Annotated in this window: 13 protein-coding genes; 4 read left to right on the top strand and 9 right to left on the bottom strand. The window is 69.5% G+C overall.

Translation table 11 applies throughout. The features are described 5' to 3' along the window. Positions 1-7: 7 nt before the first annotated feature. From EWH70_RS04125 to grpE, 8 genes are all read right to left on the bottom strand, one after another. Positions 8-1672: an EndoU domain-containing protein gene (locus tag EWH70_RS04125; protein ID WP_130473879.1), complete on the bottom strand. Its 1665-nt coding sequence runs from the start codon at positions 1670-1672 to the stop codon at positions 8-10. A 34-nt stretch (positions 1673-1706) separates the two neighbouring features. After that, positions 1707-3062, bottom strand: coding sequence for a hypothetical protein (locus EWH70_RS04120; RefSeq protein WP_130473878.1), 1356 nt, complete (start codon positions 3060-3062; stop codon positions 1707-1709). Further along, positions 3059-3673, bottom strand: coding sequence for an ABC transporter ATP-binding protein (locus tag EWH70_RS04115; protein ID WP_240686788.1), 615 nt, complete (start codon positions 3671-3673; stop codon positions 3059-3061). The genes EWH70_RS04120 and EWH70_RS04115 overlap by 4 nt, the downstream gene beginning before the upstream one ends. Positions 3674-3678: 5 nt before the next feature. Next, positions 3679-4557 (bottom strand): TIGR03621 family F420-dependent LLM class oxidoreductase, encoded by an 879-nt coding sequence (locus EWH70_RS04110; protein ID WP_130473877.1) that lies wholly within the window; start codon positions 4555-4557, stop codon positions 3679-3681. 71 nt (positions 4558-4628) lie between these two features. Beyond that, entirely contained in the window at positions 4629-6452 is a 1824-nt protein-coding gene (locus EWH70_RS04105) for a phosphoenolpyruvate carboxykinase (GTP) (protein ID WP_130473876.1), read from the bottom strand. Positions 6453-6797: 345 nt separating this feature from the next. Beyond that, entirely contained in the window at positions 6798-7502 is a 705-nt protein-coding gene (locus EWH70_RS04100) for a DUF6802 family protein (RefSeq protein ID WP_130473875.1), read from the bottom strand. Positions 7503-7625: 123 nt separating this feature from the next. Next, a complete protein-coding gene (locus EWH70_RS04095; protein ID WP_240686787.1) occupies positions 7626-9479 on the bottom strand; it encodes a dynamin family protein in 1854 nt (617 codons plus the stop codon). Between the two features lie 10 nt (positions 9480-9489). Further along, positions 9490-9960, bottom strand: coding sequence for a nucleotide exchange factor GrpE (gene grpE, locus EWH70_RS04090; RefSeq protein WP_130473874.1), 471 nt, complete (start codon positions 9958-9960; stop codon positions 9490-9492). A gap of 153 nt (positions 9961-10113) precedes the next feature. Between grpE and EWH70_RS04085 the strand changes: the two genes are divergently transcribed. Next, positions 10114-11274 carry an FAD-dependent monooxygenase gene (locus EWH70_RS04085; protein WP_130473873.1) on the top strand — a complete coding sequence of 387 codons (1161 nt, stop codon included), beginning with the start codon at positions 10114-10116 and terminating at the stop codon, positions 11272-11274. On the opposite strand, the gene EWH70_RS04080 is transcribed toward EWH70_RS04085, so the two are convergent. Continuing rightward, positions 11226-12815 carry a dynamin family protein gene (locus EWH70_RS04080; RefSeq protein ID WP_165436143.1) on the bottom strand — a complete coding sequence of 530 codons (1590 nt, stop codon included), beginning with the start codon at positions 12813-12815 and terminating at the stop codon, positions 11226-11228. The genes EWH70_RS04085 and EWH70_RS04080 overlap by 49 nt on opposite strands. A gap of 143 nt (positions 12816-12958) precedes the next feature. Between EWH70_RS04080 and EWH70_RS04075 the strand changes: the two genes are divergently transcribed. The 3 genes from EWH70_RS04075 to EWH70_RS04065 all read left to right on the top strand — a co-directional run bounded on the left by EWH70_RS04075 (position 12959) and on the right by EWH70_RS04065 (position 15848). Continuing rightward, positions 12959-14134, top strand: coding sequence for a sensor histidine kinase (locus EWH70_RS04075; protein WP_420809033.1), 1176 nt, complete (start codon positions 12959-12961; stop codon positions 14132-14134). Then, positions 14131-14787, top strand: coding sequence for a response regulator (locus EWH70_RS04070; protein WP_130473871.1), 657 nt, complete (start codon positions 14131-14133; stop codon positions 14785-14787). Before EWH70_RS04075 ends, EWH70_RS04070 begins: the two co-directional genes overlap by 4 nt. A 119-nt stretch (positions 14788-14906) precedes the next feature. Next, positions 14907-15848, top strand: coding sequence for an ABC transporter ATP-binding protein (locus EWH70_RS04065; RefSeq protein WP_130473870.1), 942 nt, complete (start codon positions 14907-14909; stop codon positions 15846-15848). Positions 15849-15868 lie beyond the last annotated feature (20 nt).

Here is a 15868-nt window from a genome sequence, read left to right as displayed (position 1 = left end):
TCTCCACCTACTTCGGGTTCTTAGTTATACCAGGTTGAGGAGGCGGCCACGCGGTCCATACCCTGCCGTCCGGCATGACTATCACAATGATGTGCACTCCATCTCGAACTCCTGAGAGCTTGTACCGTCCATTGGATTGCAGTTCGACAGAATCTGGATTCCTTGCAACACTGACTACATTATTGGTTATCTGCGGATCGTCCCAGTCGTCCGGAAATTCTGTCTTACCAGGCTTCCCTGTCCCATGTCGATGGCCGCCACCTAGGCCGGGCCCGTCACCGTCAAGAATATGTACCACACGATCTTGCGTGATATGAATCTGGTCAGGCCTGGGGTGATCACCTTCTACCTCGTCCCACTTGCCACGCAGTTCTCCCATCACCACGTCGTCGACCTGTTCCAGACGACCGCCCTCGACCAAGGTCTTCTTGTGCGTATCGCCGAACAAGTTCAACGCATTCTGGTACTCCGTGGGAAGCTGGTCGATCGCCGAACGAAGATTGGCCAGGTAGGCATGCCTGAAATCCGCCATATCAGCGCCAGCCCAGAACGCCGTGGCAACTTTGACCACCCATTGCGATGCACCTCGGGTCAGCAGGGCGTCCATCGCGATGGCGATCTGCTCGAATACCTCCAGCTGCTCGGTGGCATTGTTGACGGCATTCGCCACACCGTGCTGGACCTCAGCGATGGCGTCGGCCAGGGTCTTACATGATCCCGCCATCGCCATCGTCGTCACAAATGCACAGTCGAACGGCAGGTCAGGACGGCAGTTTTCGCCGCTGCACAGCGCACCCCAATAGCCACGGATCAAACTGAACGTCTCGCCCTGATTCTGCTCGGAGAGCGCCATAAAGGCTCGTGTCGCAACCTGGTTGGCCTCGAAGAGCTTGAACCCCAGCTGCCGCCATGCTTCCGCAGCCCCCCACAGTCGGTCGAGGTGGGCATTCGGCCAGAAGCCAGCCAAAATCTCCGGAACGAACGGCTCCGGTCCCTGGCCCCCACTGCCGGGTGGCGGCGCCATCTCGAAGTCCGACCGCGTTCCCGGAAATGGAATCGGCTCCTCGGGTGGCGCGCCGTTGGCTTCCTCAGCCTCCAGGAAGCGATTGGCGGTGTCCTTCAGACTGATCGCCACCGCCCCGAGCACAGTGACGACACCGCCCACCGCGTTGCACACCGCCTTGGCGCACCGATCGTACGGCTCACGCCAACCCTCCAGAAGGGCGTCGCCGACCATTCCACCCGTGGCCGCCAAGGCCCCAGTCGCCCGGTCGACGGCAGCGACCAGCCCCAACTGCACATCGGCGATCGTCCGGACGGTCTCCCGCAGGCTGTCGACGGTGATCTCGAAACCACCGGAGGCTCCCGGGGCTGCCCCTCCGCCGCCGGCCCACAGTTCGTTGGCTGAGCGCACGGCCGATCCGTAGTTCGACTGGACCGTGCCCATGCGGCGCTCGATGTCGCGCAGCACCTCGCGCATCTCCTCGGCCGCAGCCCGCCACTCGTCGATCGCGCGGCCGAACGCGTCCGCACCTAGTCCCTTCCAGCTCGCGTGCAGAGCACGCAGCCCGAACTCGAGGTCCTCGAAGTCGGCGTCCCAGGCTCGGCCTGCCTCACCCAGCGCACTCTCGCGCTCGGTGAGAGCTTCCCAGCCAGCCTTGATAACTGTCACGGTTCACCCCCATCCCCAGAGTGACCGTACCAACTCAGCGCAGCGCACTCCACAGCGTGAGAACAGCGACCACCAGCGTCGGCACGAGCAGTGGACCCGGCCACGCGGTCAGCAGGACGACACCGACCAGCAGCAGGTCCGGCCCGCGCACCGCCTGCGTGGCCAGGCCGACCGGCAGCTGGCCCATCGGGGTGTCGCTGACGGCCACGTTCCCGTAGTCCATCTGCTTGCGGGTCGCCGTGCGGCCGATGGCCATGGCCGCGAGCGGCACGGTCAGCCACGCGGCGAGGCTCAACGGGGCCGCCACCAGCAGCGAGAGACCGAGCAGGACCACCGCCCACGCCGCACCGACCCCGGCGAACACCAGCGAGTGCCAGGCACGGACCGTCAGGTCCTTCCCGCCGATCCACCTGCGCAGACCGGGGCTGCGCCAGACGGCACCGATGCCACCGGCGAACGGAATCAACGCGACGAACATCCCGACGGCGACCAGCACCGTGTCCGGGAACGCGGGGAACGCGCGGTGCCCGATGACGACCAGCACGGCGAGCAGCACCGCGGACGTCGCGTAGCGGGCACGGGAACGCACCGAGAGCCAGGCGAACCGCAGCACGGTCGCCTTCCGTAGCGAGCGGCCACCGATCGGGCGGCCCGACGGCAGCAGCAGCATCGGATCCAGGAACGTGACGGCGACCGAACGGACCACTCGCTCACGCCAGTTCTCCAGCAGCTGAGCCCGGTCGGCCCGCGCCGCGGACTCGGGCCGCAGCGGTCCGCCGGAACCCCACAGCAGGACGACCGCCGCCACCGCGAGCACCCCGGCCAGCACATACAGCCAGAACACCGACAGTCCGGCGACCGCGACCAGCAGACCCGCTCCCGCCAGCACCACCGGGCCTGCGTGCTCACCGAACACACCCGGTCTGCGGGTCGCGGCCAGCGTCAACGTGAAACCGGCGACGAGCAGTGCGGCACCGGCCGACCACAGCGCCGCACCCAGCCCGTAGACCGCCGTCGCCAGCGTGCCCGCGTATCCCACCGCGACCAGCCAGCCGAACCACAGCCGCCAGAGCCGGACACCCAGCCGCGGCACCCGGTCCAGGTGGACCCAGGTCAACTCAGCGGCCTCGGCCCACAGGAATCCGCGGCGCAGCATCGACCGCGCGGCCAGCGCCGAGAACACCAGCACCAGCGCGACCATCGCCGCCGCTCCACCGGAGTCCGGTGTGGACTGTCCAAGCAGGAACCCCCGCCACCAGGCCAGCTTGTAGAACGCACTGACCAGCAGGCCGACGACGAACAACGCGACGAGCGTCGGCGTGTCACCGGTGAACACCCCGGCGAACCGCTGCCTACCGGGGATCCGGACGCGGGTGAGCGTGTCCGTCACAGCTGACCGGACAGGTCGACGACGGACTCGGCAACCTCAAGCAGCGGCGGATGATGGGTGGCGACGACCACGGCGGCACCCGCGTCCTTCGCCCTGCCGACGACCTCGGTCAGCCACTGCTTGCCACCGGCGTCCAGCGCACGTTCCGGCTCGTCGAGCAGCAGCACCCGGAACGGCCGGGCGGTGGCGCCGAGCAGCATCAGCCGGCGCCGCTGACCGGCGGACAGGCTGCCCGCGGTGACGTCGGACCGCTCGTCGAGCCCGGCGTCCCGCAGCAGCTCGCCGATGTCGAGGTCGAGCCCGAACGTGCCGGCCAGCAGTTCGAGGTGCTGGACCGGGGTCAGCTCGACGAACAGGTCGGAGTCGTCGAACAGCACCGCGACGTCCCGCCGGAACTCGACGTCCAGCTCGTCCGGCTGCCTGTCCGCGACGCTGAGCGTGCCCTCCAGCGGCACCTGCATCCCGTACAGGCAACGCAGGATCGTCGACTTCCCGCTGCCGTTCTCCCCGACGAGTGCGAGGCACTCACCGGCCGGCACGTCCAGGTCCAGCTCACGAAACAGCCAGACGTCGCCTGCCCGCACCCCGAAGTTTCTCGCGGTCACCCCCATGCCCATCACCGTAGCTCGCTGATCACCTCGGCGAACTCCTCCATGGCGTCGCCGAGCACCGTGACGTAGCTGAAGCCGAAGGTCTCGCGCCGCCGCCGCAGTATCTCCGCCTTCTCCGCGGGCGAGCCGATCAGCAACGTCGGGACGTCGAGCAGCTCGGCATCCGACGCGTGGACCGGGCCACCCCAGACATCCCGCACCTCCTCGGCGCCTTCGGGGAGCACCTTCTGGACGAGGATGTTGAACTCGACCTCGGAGATCCGCTCGCCGAGCAGCCCGGTGACGTAGGCGACCCGCTCCGCGACGGCTTCGCTCCTGGCCAGGCTCGGCAGCTCGCCGTCGGCCGGGATGGGTGCGCCGGTGAACCCGACGACGTCGGCGTGCCGGGCGGCCAGCCCGAGCATGCGGTCACCGTTGCCAGCCAGCATCAGCGGCGGCCGCCGGGCCGGACGAGGCTGGACACGCTCGTCGGCGAACAGCCGGTCCAGCACCTCGATGGTGTGTTCCAGGTGGTCGACGCGCTTGCCGGCGCGCTGCCACTCGATCCCGGCGGCGTCGAACTCTGCCTTGACGTAGCCGGCGCCGAGGCCCAGCTCCAGCCTGCCGCCGGTGAACTGGTCGGTGGTGGCGATGTCCCTGGCCAGCAGGGTCGGGTTGTAGAACGCCGTGTTGATCACGCAGGTGCCCAGCCGGATCCGCTCGGTGGCCTCGGCGGCCAGCACCAGCGCGGGAAACGGAGCGGGCCTGCCTAGGTGATCGGCCGCGGACACGACGTCGTAGCCGAGTTCCTCCGCCCTGCGGCACGCGGCGATCCACTCGGCACGCGTGGCGGGGGCGAGCAGGACGACACCGAAACGGAAGGGACGTTCCCGGGGCAGGGTCATGCTCCGACGTTACCGATGAGGCCCGGGACACGACGCCGTTGTCGCGCCCCGGGCCCCACCGGAGTCATCTTCTAGCCGAGACGCTGCCGCAGCGCCTCCAGCTCGTCACGCAGCGCCGACGGCACCTTGTCGCCGATCTTGGCGAACCACTCCTCAATCAGCGGCAGCTCCTCGCGCCACTCCGCCGGGTCGACGTTCAGCGCGGCCTGGATGTCCTCGATCGGCTCGGACAGGCCGGAGGTGTCCATGTCCTCGGCCTTCGGCACGAAGCCGACCGGGGTCTCGGTGGCCGAGGCGGTGCCCTCGATCCGCTCGACGACCCACTTCAGCACACGCGAGTTCTCGCCGAAGCCCGGCCACAGGAACCGGCCGTCGTCGCCGCGGCGGAACCAGTTGACGTAGAAGACCTTCGGCAGCTTCGCGTCGTCGGCGTTCTTGCCGATGTCCAGCCAGTGCTGGAAGTAGTCACCGGCGTGGTAGCCGAGGAACGGCAGCATCGCCATCGGGTCGCGCCGGACGTTGCCGACGGCACCCGCGGCGGCGGCGGTGGTCTCCGACGACATGGTGGCGCCCATGAACACGCCGTGCTGCCAGTCGCGGGCCTCGTTGACCAGCGGGACGGTGGTCTTGCGACGGCCGCCGAACAGGATCGCCGAGATCGGCACGCCCTTCGGGTCGTCCCACTCCGGCGCCAGGATCGGGCACTGCGACATCGGCGTGCAGTACCGGGAGTTCGGGTGCGCGGCCTTCTCGTCGGAGTCCGGCGTCCAGTCCTGCTTCTTCCACGAGGTGGCGTGCGCGGGCGGGTTGCCCATGCCCTCCCACCAGACGTCGCCGTCGTCGGTCAGCGCGACGTTGGTGTAGACGGTGTTGCCCTTCTCCATGGTGCGCATGGCGTTCGGGTTGGTGTGCCAGTCCGTGCCGGGCGCGACACCGAAGAAGCCGAACTCGGGGTTGACGGCGTACAGCCTGCCGTCCTCGCCGAACCGCATCCAGGCGATGTCGTCACCGAGGGTCTCGGCACGCCAGCCGGGGATGCTCGGCTGCAGCATGGCGAGGTTGGTCTTGCCGCAGGCGCTGGGGAACGCGGCGGCGACGTAGTAGACCTTGTCCTCCGGCGAGATCAGCTTGAGGATCAGCATGTGCTCGGCCAGCCAGCCCTCGTCGCGGGCCATGACCGACGCGATCCGCAGCGAGTAGCACTTCTTGCCGAGCAGCGAGTTGCCGCCGTACCCGGAGCCGTAGCTCCAGATCGTGCGCTCCTCGGGGAAGTGGGTGATGTACTTGGTCTTGTTGCACGGCCACGGCACGTCCTTCTGGCCGGGCTCCAGCGGCGCGCCGACCGAGTGCAGTGCGGGCACGAACGGACGCTCGGTGCCGTCCGGGGCGATGAACTTGTCCAGCGCGGCCTTGCCGGCGCGGGTCATCACCCGCATCGAGGCGACGACGTAGGCGAAGTCGGTGATCTCGACTCCGAGCTTGGGGTTGTCGTCACCGAGCGGGCCCATGCAGAACGGGATGACGTACATCGTGCGGCCCCGCATGCAGCCCCGGTAGAGCTCGGTCATGGTGGCCTTCATCTCGACCGGGTCCGCCCAGTGGTTGGTCGGGCCGGCGTCCTCCTCGTCGACCGAACAGATGAAGGTGCGCTCCTCGACCCTGGCGACGTCTTCCGGGTCCGAGGCAGCCCAGTACGAGTTGGGCCGGTTCTTCAGGGGGACGAACGTGCCTGCCTCCACCAGCTCAGCGTTCAGGCGGGCGGCTTCCTCATCGGAGCCGTCCACCCACACCACTCGGTCCGGGGTGGTCAGCTCAGCGACCTCCCGCACCCACGACACGACCCCGCTGTGCGTCGTGGGGGCGTTGTCGAGTCCGGGGATGGCTACTGCAGTCATCTCTTCTCCTGAACTCCGACGAATAAAGCCCACCCCGGACTTCATCGTCCGGATGCGGGCTCCATCGCCGGCGACCGAATGGCTTCGCACACCGGCGGCGAACCGGTGTGCAGGTTTTGGGATTCCCCGAGAGTAGCGGGGCAAACGTCAGGTAACCGAGCCCTGGCCTGTCGGTTCTCTCACAGGAACGATAAGGGAATCGATTCAGTTGTCGCTGAACCGGACGAGCACGAAAAGGATTCCGGCACGGCGAGACAACGCGCGAGACAAACGAGCAAAGGCCACCTTCACCACGATTGGCGTAGTGAAGGTGGCCTTCGGGAAATTTGTCTGGCTACTGGCCAGTTAATTCTGCGAGATCCACTGCCCCGTGCCCGGGTCGATCTTGGCGACGCCCTCGACGTGGTCGGTGCCCGCACCGCCCCACGCCGCGTCGCTGGTGTCGACGCCGGTGTCGCCGACGGCACCGCTGGGCTGGCCGCCCTGCGTCTCGGTCCACTGGCCGTCGCCGGTGTGCTCGTAGGTGGTGGCGTTGCCCGAGGAGTCGATGACCACCGCGACGTCGGCGTTGCCGTCGCCGTCCACGTCGGTGAAGCCGATGGTGTTGCCCGCCTCGTCCTTGACCACGGCGGTGTCGTTCACACCGTCCTCGTTGGTGTCGACGGTCGCCGGACCCACCTCGACGTCGCCCTGCGGCAGGTCGGCGGTGATCGTGCCCTCGGACCCGGTCTGCGAGTCGGTACCGGTCGGGCCGGTGCCGGCGCCGCCCGCGTCGATCCACTGGCCGCTGGCCTCGTCGTAGGTCGCGTGCGCGACCTTCTCGCCCTGGGCGTCGAGCTGCAGGTACTCGTCAGCGTCGCCGTCGCCGTCCTTGTCGACGAAGGCCTGGACCCCGCCGTCCTCGGTCTCGATGGTCGCGGTGTCGTTGACGCCGTCTTCGTTGATGTCGAAGTTGACGTCGGCGGTGTACTCCTCGCCTCCGACCGAGATGGTCATCTCGTCCGAGGCGGTCTCGGTGGTGTCGGTGCCACCACTCTCGTCAACCCACACGGGACTGCCCCCTTCGCCGGCCTGGCCGGCTGCTCAGCTGTCTGTTTGCTTCGTTGAAGGTGAGACTCACGGTAGGCCCGTTCGGTTCCCATCCACAACCGAGGGTCCCCTTCGAGTGGCTGGTCAGGCCTTGTCACGCAGGCTGCGAATGCGGTTGAGGAAGTTCTCGGCGCGATCCCGCCCGTCGCCGACCTCCTTCAGCCGCTTGACCACCACGCTGAGCTTCTTGTTCCGCTCCTGGGTGCTCATCTTGATCGTCTTGTCGACTTCCTTGAGCTCGGCCTCGATGGCGTCGATGCGACGGCCCAGCGCCTCGTCGAGCGCCAGCGACAGCTGCTGCTCCGCCTCGATCAGCTGCTCGGCGACCAGCTGGTCCAGTGTGGAGCGTGCGTCGGCAATCGACTCGACCAGCCACTGCTTCATGTGCTGCTTGTCCGCCGCGTGCCTGCGGGTACGGGCCATCCACCAGCCCGCACCCAGGCCGATGACGATCGTCGCGGGCAGCACGACGGGGTTGAGCAGGGCGACCCCGGCCAGCGGCGCGGCCACCAGCTTGCCCGCGCCGACCCCGCCGGAGACCCCCATGAACACCAGCAGCTTGTCCTCGGCGGTCGGCGGCCGCTTGTCCGGCGGGCGCAGCACCACCGGCGGGCCACCGGCCCTGGCGAACTGCGCCCGGATGACGTCGAGTTCCTCCGCGGAGAACAGCTCGGACAGCGCCACGTCGGTGACCTGGTTGAGCCGCTGCGCCAGCGTCAGCGACACCCGTTGCGAGATCGTCTGCAACGCGACGTCCACCTGACCGGGCAGCTCCTGCAGCTGCTCGCGCTTGGCGCCGTCGATCTGCTGACGGAAGTACGCCTGCGCGTCCCGCATCTGCCGCGCGCCCTCGTGGCCGATCTCGACCCTGGTCCGCTGGATCTCGCCCCGCAGCTTGAGCTGCCAGCCCCTGGTCGACGACCGGCGCTCGACCGCCAGCTGATCCCGGCGTTCCCGCAGCGCCTCGGCCTCGGCCTCGCCCGCGGACAGTGCCCTGCGCTCGGCCTGCAGCTTCGCGTGCTGCTCGGCCATCGCGCTGGACAGCGACCGCAGCGTGTTGGCCTCGCCGAGCATGGCCGACCGGCCGACCACCAGCTCCTGCAGCGCGATCTGCAGTTCGACGACGCCGGAGCGCTCCCGCAGCATCGACATCGCCTGCTCGTTGGGCGCTTTGGCGGCCATCTCGAACATCCGGGCCGACACCGGGTGGAACGGGGAACCGGCAAACCGCGGCGCGTGCTCGGCCAGCAGCTCCTGGTTGGCCTCCAGCACCTGCCGCCAGCCGCGGAACTGGTCGGTCTTCGACAGTGCGAACACCACTGTCTCGACACGATCGCCCATGTTGCTCAGGAAGTTCAGCTCGCTGGACGTGAACGGGGCCGACGCGTCGACGACGAACAGCAGCGCCGTCGCGTTGGCCGCCGCCTCCATGGCCAGCTCGGCGTGTGAGGAGTCGAGCCCGCCGACGCCGGGGGTGTCCACGATCGACACCCGCTCCAGCAGCGGCACCGGCCCGGCGACCTCGACGTAGCGCGGCGGCAGTTGCCCCTCGGGCAGCTCGTGCTGCGCGGACACCCAGCGCACCAGCTCGTCCATGCCGATGCCGACCGGTGCGAGCTGGCCGGGATAACACGCCTGGGCAGCCCACTCCTCGGCGTGCTCGAACACGAGGTAGGTGGAGGTGGCGACGTTCGCGTCGACCGGGGACAGGCCTGGCATCGCCAGTAGGGCGTTGACCAGGGAACTCTTACCGCGGTTGGTCTCGCCGACCACGACGACCGACGGCTTCTTCGGCCGGGCCTTGCGCTGGTCCTCGACCCACTTGGCCGCGGCCGGGTCCAGTTCCTTCAGCAGCGTGAGCAGGCTTTCCCTGACCTGCTTGACCTGCGCGGGCAGGGACGGCTGGCCGATGGACCCTAAGGCGGCTGGTGCGGTCACGCACCGAACTCTAGCGAGCGGTGTACACCGTGACGACGGGTGCGCGCAGCACGACGTCGCGGTCGGCGAACCCGACCACCTCGGTCTCGGCGACGATGCCGTCCAGCGTGGTGTCGTCGGTCGGCACGGCGCCGCCGGCCTCGTGGTGGGCCGGGTCGAACCGTTCACCGTCCGGGCGCAGTGCCCGGACCCCCACCTCGGCGAGGCCGTGTTCCAGCCGTTCGACGACACCGCCGCTGCGCGCGCGGTCCATGGCGTAAAGGCACAGCTGGATGAGCGCCCTGCGCTCGGTCAGCGCGCGGTCGGGATCGGCCAGCTCGACGGCCTCCACAGACGGCTCCACGATGACCTTCGACGCGGCGGGCACCGGTTCGGTTCCCGGGTCCGCGAGGATTCTCGTCAGATCGTCCGCGCCGATCTTCACGGTCGGCACATCGTCCGGGTTCTCGCCCTGCTTCCCCCTCCGGGACCAGAGTGACATCCCAACCCCCGCTGGTCAGAAAACCGCCGCAACAAGTCCAGCAGAACCTATAGTCTGCCCGCCAAGAGCACTGCGACCGGGGAGGTTGACCGCCATGGCCCGTGACACGGCGGTTCGTCATGCCCTCCCGATCCTCACTCGAAGGAGTGTCGCTTGCTCTCCCGTACTTCTGTTCTGATCTCCGGCGCCGGTGTCGCCGGTCCCGCGCTCGCCTTCTGGCTGTGCCGCTACGGCTTCGACGTCACCGTCGTCGAGACCGCCCCTCGCCCCCGCACGGGCGGCTACGCCGTCGACTTCCGTGGCGAGGTCCACCTCGGCCTGCTGCGCCGGATGGGGCTGCTCGACCGGCTGCGTGAGCTGCGGACCGAGCCGGTGGCACCCCGGTTCGTCGACGAGCACGGTGCGACGAAGTTCGTCCTGCCTGCCGAGTGGGCCGCCGGCGCACTCGAGGTGCGGCGAGGTGACCTCTCGCGGCTGCTGATCGAGGAGTCCGGCGCCGAGTACGTCCACGGCGACTCGATCCGCTCACTGCACGACGACGGCGACGGTGTGCACGTCGAGTTCGGCCACGCGCCTGCCCGCCGCTTCGACCTGGTGGCCGGCGCGGACGGGATGCACTCGAACGTCCGCGCGCTGGTGTTCGGCCCCGAGTCGCGGTACCGGACGTACCTCGGCTATCAGGTCGCGGGCTGGCAGTTGCCCGGCGACGCCGGGAGGCAAACGCTTGCGCACTCCCAGCCGGGCCGGTACGCCGGCATCTCGGGCAACAACGCCTACCTGCTGTTCGCCTCCGAGCGGGACACCGACGCCGACCCGAAGCGGCAGCTGCGGGAGGCCTTCGCGGGCATGGGCTGGCTCGTTCCCAGCCTGCTGGCCACCCTGGACGACGCCGAGGACCTCTACTTCGACTCCATCAGCCGGATCGACGTCGAACCGTGGAGCCGCGGCAGGGTCGTGCTGGTCGGCGACGCCGCATGCGGGGCGACGCTCGGTGGCAGGGGCACCGGGACGGCACTCGTCGCCGCGTACGTGCTGGCCGGCGAGCTCGCCCGCGGTGAGCACCGCGTCGCGTTCGAACGGTACGAACGGATGGTCCGCGGCTACGCCACCCGCTGCCAGGAGGGCGGTGCGGAGACCGCCGCGGTGCTCGCCCCGCCGACGGCCGCCGCGCTGGCCGAACGCGACGCGGCGTTCGCCGACGTCTCAGCCACGGCCGAGCGGATCGAGGACGGCGTCGACGTCACCGAGGACATCGACCTGCCGGATTACTGCGCCGCGGCGGTGTCCCGCAGCGACTGCCAGAGCAGGAAGTAGGCGCGGTGCACGACGTGGGCGACCCGGCTCTGCGCCGGGGTCGCCCCGAACGACGCGAACGAGCGCCACCAGCCGGCCCGCTCCAGCGCCTGGGCGGCCAGCTCCTCGCGCGGGCGGCCCGGCATGCCGAGGATCGCGCCGACGTCGGCGTTGCTGCCGACCCGCAGTACCTCGTCGGCGAGGTCCTCGGGCATGTCCACCGCACCGGACGCCACCAGCGTCAACGCCTCCAGCAGACGCAGCTGATGAGCTTCCGGCTTGGCCAGCAGTACCTCGATGGCGTCGTGCACCCGCTGCCGCTCGGCCGGGTCGCCGGACGCGTGGGCCAGCGCGGTCACCGACGCCAGCGCGGCGGCGGCCTTGATGCCGTCGGCCCTGGCGGCGAACACGGTCGCCAGCCTGGCCCGCACGGCCTCCAGGCCGGAGCGGTCCAGCAGGGTGCGCCGCAGCGCGCCCGCGGTGATCTGCGGGTCGGCCCGGATGGCGTCGATGGCGCTGCGGATGCCGTACAGGTCCAGCTTCTCCAGCAGCCGCAGCCGGATGCCGGACGGGACGTCGCACTCCCAGCTGGTGAAGATGTCCGCGGAGATCAGCATGGTCTCCAGCGTGGCGTCGTCCAGTTCGGACAGTTGCCGCAGCGCGTCGGCGTCGGACGAGGTGAAACCGCCGGACTCGGCGGACTCGGCCAGCAGGCCGATCACCGGCAGCACGTCGGCCACCCTCGGCTTGAGGGTGGCCGCCTGCCGCTCGGCGAGCAGGGTCGCCGCCTTCCACACCTCGCCGTCGGAGCCCTCGACCGACTCCGGCGTGATGGTGTCGGCCTTGTTCAGCACGGCGATGGCGTTGACCGGCCCGGCCTCGCGGCTCGCGGTCGCCGCCGTGAACGCGGCCAGCGCCTGCTGGTCGTCGGCCCGCACGCCCTGGGTCACGACGTAGAGCACCGCCTCCGCACCGGCGACGGCGTTGCGCGAGGTGTCGTCCAGCTCGTCGGTCCCGTCCTCGTCGGCGTCGCCGTCCTCCTTGCTGTGCCTGCCGCGTGCGGCGCCCAGCAGCTCCTCGGTCCGCGACACCGACGCGGCGTCCAGCGAACCGAGACCGGGTGTGTCGATGACGGTCATGCTCTGCAGCACGGCGTTGGTCAGGTACGCCTCCAGGTGCGACACCCGCTCGATGTCCACGCCCAGCTCGGCGGGGATCATCCCGTCCGGGCCGAACGGCAGCACCTGCTTGTGGCCGTCGTTGAAGACGACCTCGACCCGGTCGACCGTCCCGTACTGGAAACGAGTCACCAGCCGCGTGCACTCACCGACGTCTGTCGGCGCCACGCGGCGCCCGATGAGCGCGTTGACCAGGGTGGACTTGCCGGACTTGATGCGGCCGGCGACCGCGACCTGCAGTGGCGCGGCCAGCCTGCGCATCACCTCGGCGAAGCCGGCCGCCGTCCGCGCCGAGACCTGGGACTGCAGGCGGTGGCACAGGTTGCCGACGGAGGTCGACAGCGGCCCCGCCAGCCGGCCGCCCTGCTCACTCACTGCCGTCACCCGCGTGTCCCTCCCTCGAACTCGGCCCCGCTGCATCGTGCCATGCCTGTCATCCCCCGGTCGCACCGAAGGTGGTCCCGGCGACCGACGCGGTGGCGCCCCGAACGACCTAGTGTGAACCGGTGCGACAGCTGAGCCTCTGGATGCGTAAGCACCCGATGGTCGGGGACTGCTTCGTCGCACTGCTGCTCCTGGTCGTCGACATCGGGTTCCTCGAGTTCGTGCTGGAGGACGACTGGTCGGCCGCCGTCCTGCTCAACGTCGTCGCGGTGGCCCCGCTGACCATCCGCCGCAAGCACCCGCTGTGGTTCGCATACCTGGCCCTGCCGCTCGGCCTGCTCCAGGGCACGCTGGCCGTCGGCGTCAGCGGGATCATCGTCAATGCCATCGCCGTCTACACCCTGGTCGTCTACACGGGCAGGCGCAGTGGCGTGGTGTACCTGCTGCTACTGATCGCGATCAGTTCCATACAACTGGTGACCGGAGGACCACAGGACGGCGAGAACAACGCGACCACGCTGATCCTCACCGTCAGCTTCGCGTTCTGCTGGGTGCTCGGCGAGTTCGTCAGCGCGCGGCGGGCGTACCACGCCGAGGTCGAGGCGCGGCTGCACCTGCTGGAGACCGAGCGCGACCAGGCCACCCGCATCGCGGTGGCGCAGGAGCGCAGCCGGATCTCGCGGGAGTTGCACGACGTGGTGGCGCACGCCGTCAGCGTCATCGTGGTGCAGGCCGACGGCGCGTCCTACGCCGTGCGCAGCAACCCGGAGCTGGCCGAACGCGCGGTGCGGACCATCTCGGAAACCGGCCGCGGGGCGCTGGCCGAGCTACGTCGGCTGCTCGACGTGCTGCGTAACGACGACGACCAGGAACCGAGGGTGCCGCAGCCGACGGCCGGGTCGCTGGCCGAGCTGGCCGAGCGGATGACCGCGGCAGGCCTCCCGGTGTCGGTCGATCTCGACAAGGACCTGGACAGGCTGCCCACCGGGGTGTCCCTCGGCGTCTACCGGATCGTCCAGGAATCGCTGACCAACGTGCTCAAGCACGCCGGACCGCAGGCGCGGGCGACCGTGTCGGTCCGGCTCGAAGAGTCCGAAGTGGAGGTCGAGGTGCTCGACAACGGCAGGGGCCCGTCCCTGGTCGGAACCAGGACACGGGTGAACGGCACCACCGGGCTGACCACCGCACTACCCGGCGGGAACGGGCTGATCGGGATGCGCGAGCGGGCCAACGTGCTCGGCGGGCGACTCACCGCGGGGCCCCGGCCGGGTGGGGGCTGGCGCGTGCACGCGCGGATTCCCGTTAGGTTGGAGACGTGATTCGGGTGATCCTGGTTGACGACCAGGAACTGATGCGGGTCGGCTTCCGGATGGTGCTCGGCGCGCAGCCGGACATCGACATCGTCGGCGAGGCAGGCAACGGCGCCGAGGCCGCGCGGCTCGCCGAGGAACTGCGGCCGGACGTCGTCCTGATGGACGTGCGGATGCCGGTGCTCGACGGCGTCGAGGCGACGAAGCGGATCGTCGAGGCCGGGACGTCGAAGGTCCTGGTGATGACCACGTTCGACCTGGACGAGTACGTGTACTCCGCGCTGCGCGGCGGAGCCAGCGGGTTCCTGCTCAAGGACACTCCGCCGGATCACCTGGTCTCGGCGCTGCGGGCGGTCGCCAGCGGCGACTCGGTGGTGTCGCCGTCGGTGACCCGGCGGCTGCTCGACCGCTTCTTCGGCGCGGGCGACGTGCCGCTGCGCGACGCGTCCGTCCTGAACGTGCTGACCGACCGGGAGCGGGAGGTCCTGGTGCTGATCGCCAAGGGCCTGTCCAACACCGAGATCGCCGAGACCCTGTTCCTTTCCGAGGCGACCGTGAAGACCCACGTCGGCCGCATCCTGTCCAAGCTCAGCCTGCGGGACCGCGTCCAGGCCGTGGTGCTGGCCTACGAAACCGGCCTCACCCGTCCCGGCGTCGCCTGACTTTCGGCGGACAGAGTTCAGGGTGCGGTTCAGGGTCATTCCCGATCGTGCTCGACCCCCTCGAGGCACCAAGCTACGGCTACGGACCGGGGGAACGTCCGCAGGCCACAGGAGGAGACATGATCGAGGCGACCAGCCTCACCAAGCGATACGGCAAGACGGTCGCGGTGAACGACCTGTCGTTCACCGTGGCACCGGGCAAGGTCACCGGCTTCCTCGGCCCGAACGGGGCGGGCAAGTCGACGACCATGCGTATGGTCCTCGGCCTGGACAACCCCACGTCGGGGAGTGTCCGGATCGGCGGCAAGCAGTACCACGAACTCAAGCACCCGCTGCGCACGGTCGGCGCGCTGCTGGACGCGAAGTGGGTCCACCCCAACCGCTCCGCCCGCGCACACCTGACCTGGATGGCGCGGTCCAACCAGATCCCCGCCCGCCGGGTCGACGAGGTGCTCGACGCGGTGGGCCTGACCTCGGTGGCGGGCAAGCGCGCCGGCGGTTTCTCGCTGGGCATGTCGCAGCGGCTCGGCATCGCGGGCGCGCTGCTCGGTGACCCCGAGGTGCTGCTGTTCGACGAGCCGGTCAACGGGCTGGACCCCGAGGGCATCCTGTGGATCAGGAAGTTCATGCACCGCCTCGCCGACGAGGGCCGGACCGTGTTCGTGTCCAGCCACCTGCTCTCGGAGATGGCGCTGACCGCCACCGAACTGGTGGTGATCGGCAAGGGCAGGCTGATCTCGCAGAGCAGCACCAAGGAGTTCGTCGCCCGCGCCTCGGACAGCTCGGTGCGCGTGCGCAGCCCGCACCTGCCGCGGCTCCGTGCCGCGCTCGCCGAGTTCGGCGCCACCGTCAACGACGTCGACGACGCCATCCTGGTGTCCGATGTGGACAGCTCGAAGATCGGTGAGCTGGCCGCCGCCAACGGCATCGTGCTGCACGAGCTGAGCCCCCAGCAGGGCTCGCTGGAGCAGGCGTTCATGCAGATCACCGGCGACTCGGTGGAGTACCACACCGACCTGGACACCGAGGCGCGCCAGGTGCTGGCGTCCGCGGCCAGCTGACTTTCGAAGGAACCTCTCCC

It is taken from the genome of Amycolatopsis suaedae, assembly GCF_004214935.1.
GTDB lineage: Bacteria > Actinomycetota > Actinomycetes > Mycobacteriales > Pseudonocardiaceae > Amycolatopsis > Amycolatopsis suaedae.
Note: the sequence above shows the minus strand (reverse complement) of the source record. Positions and strands in the feature narration are given on the sequence as shown.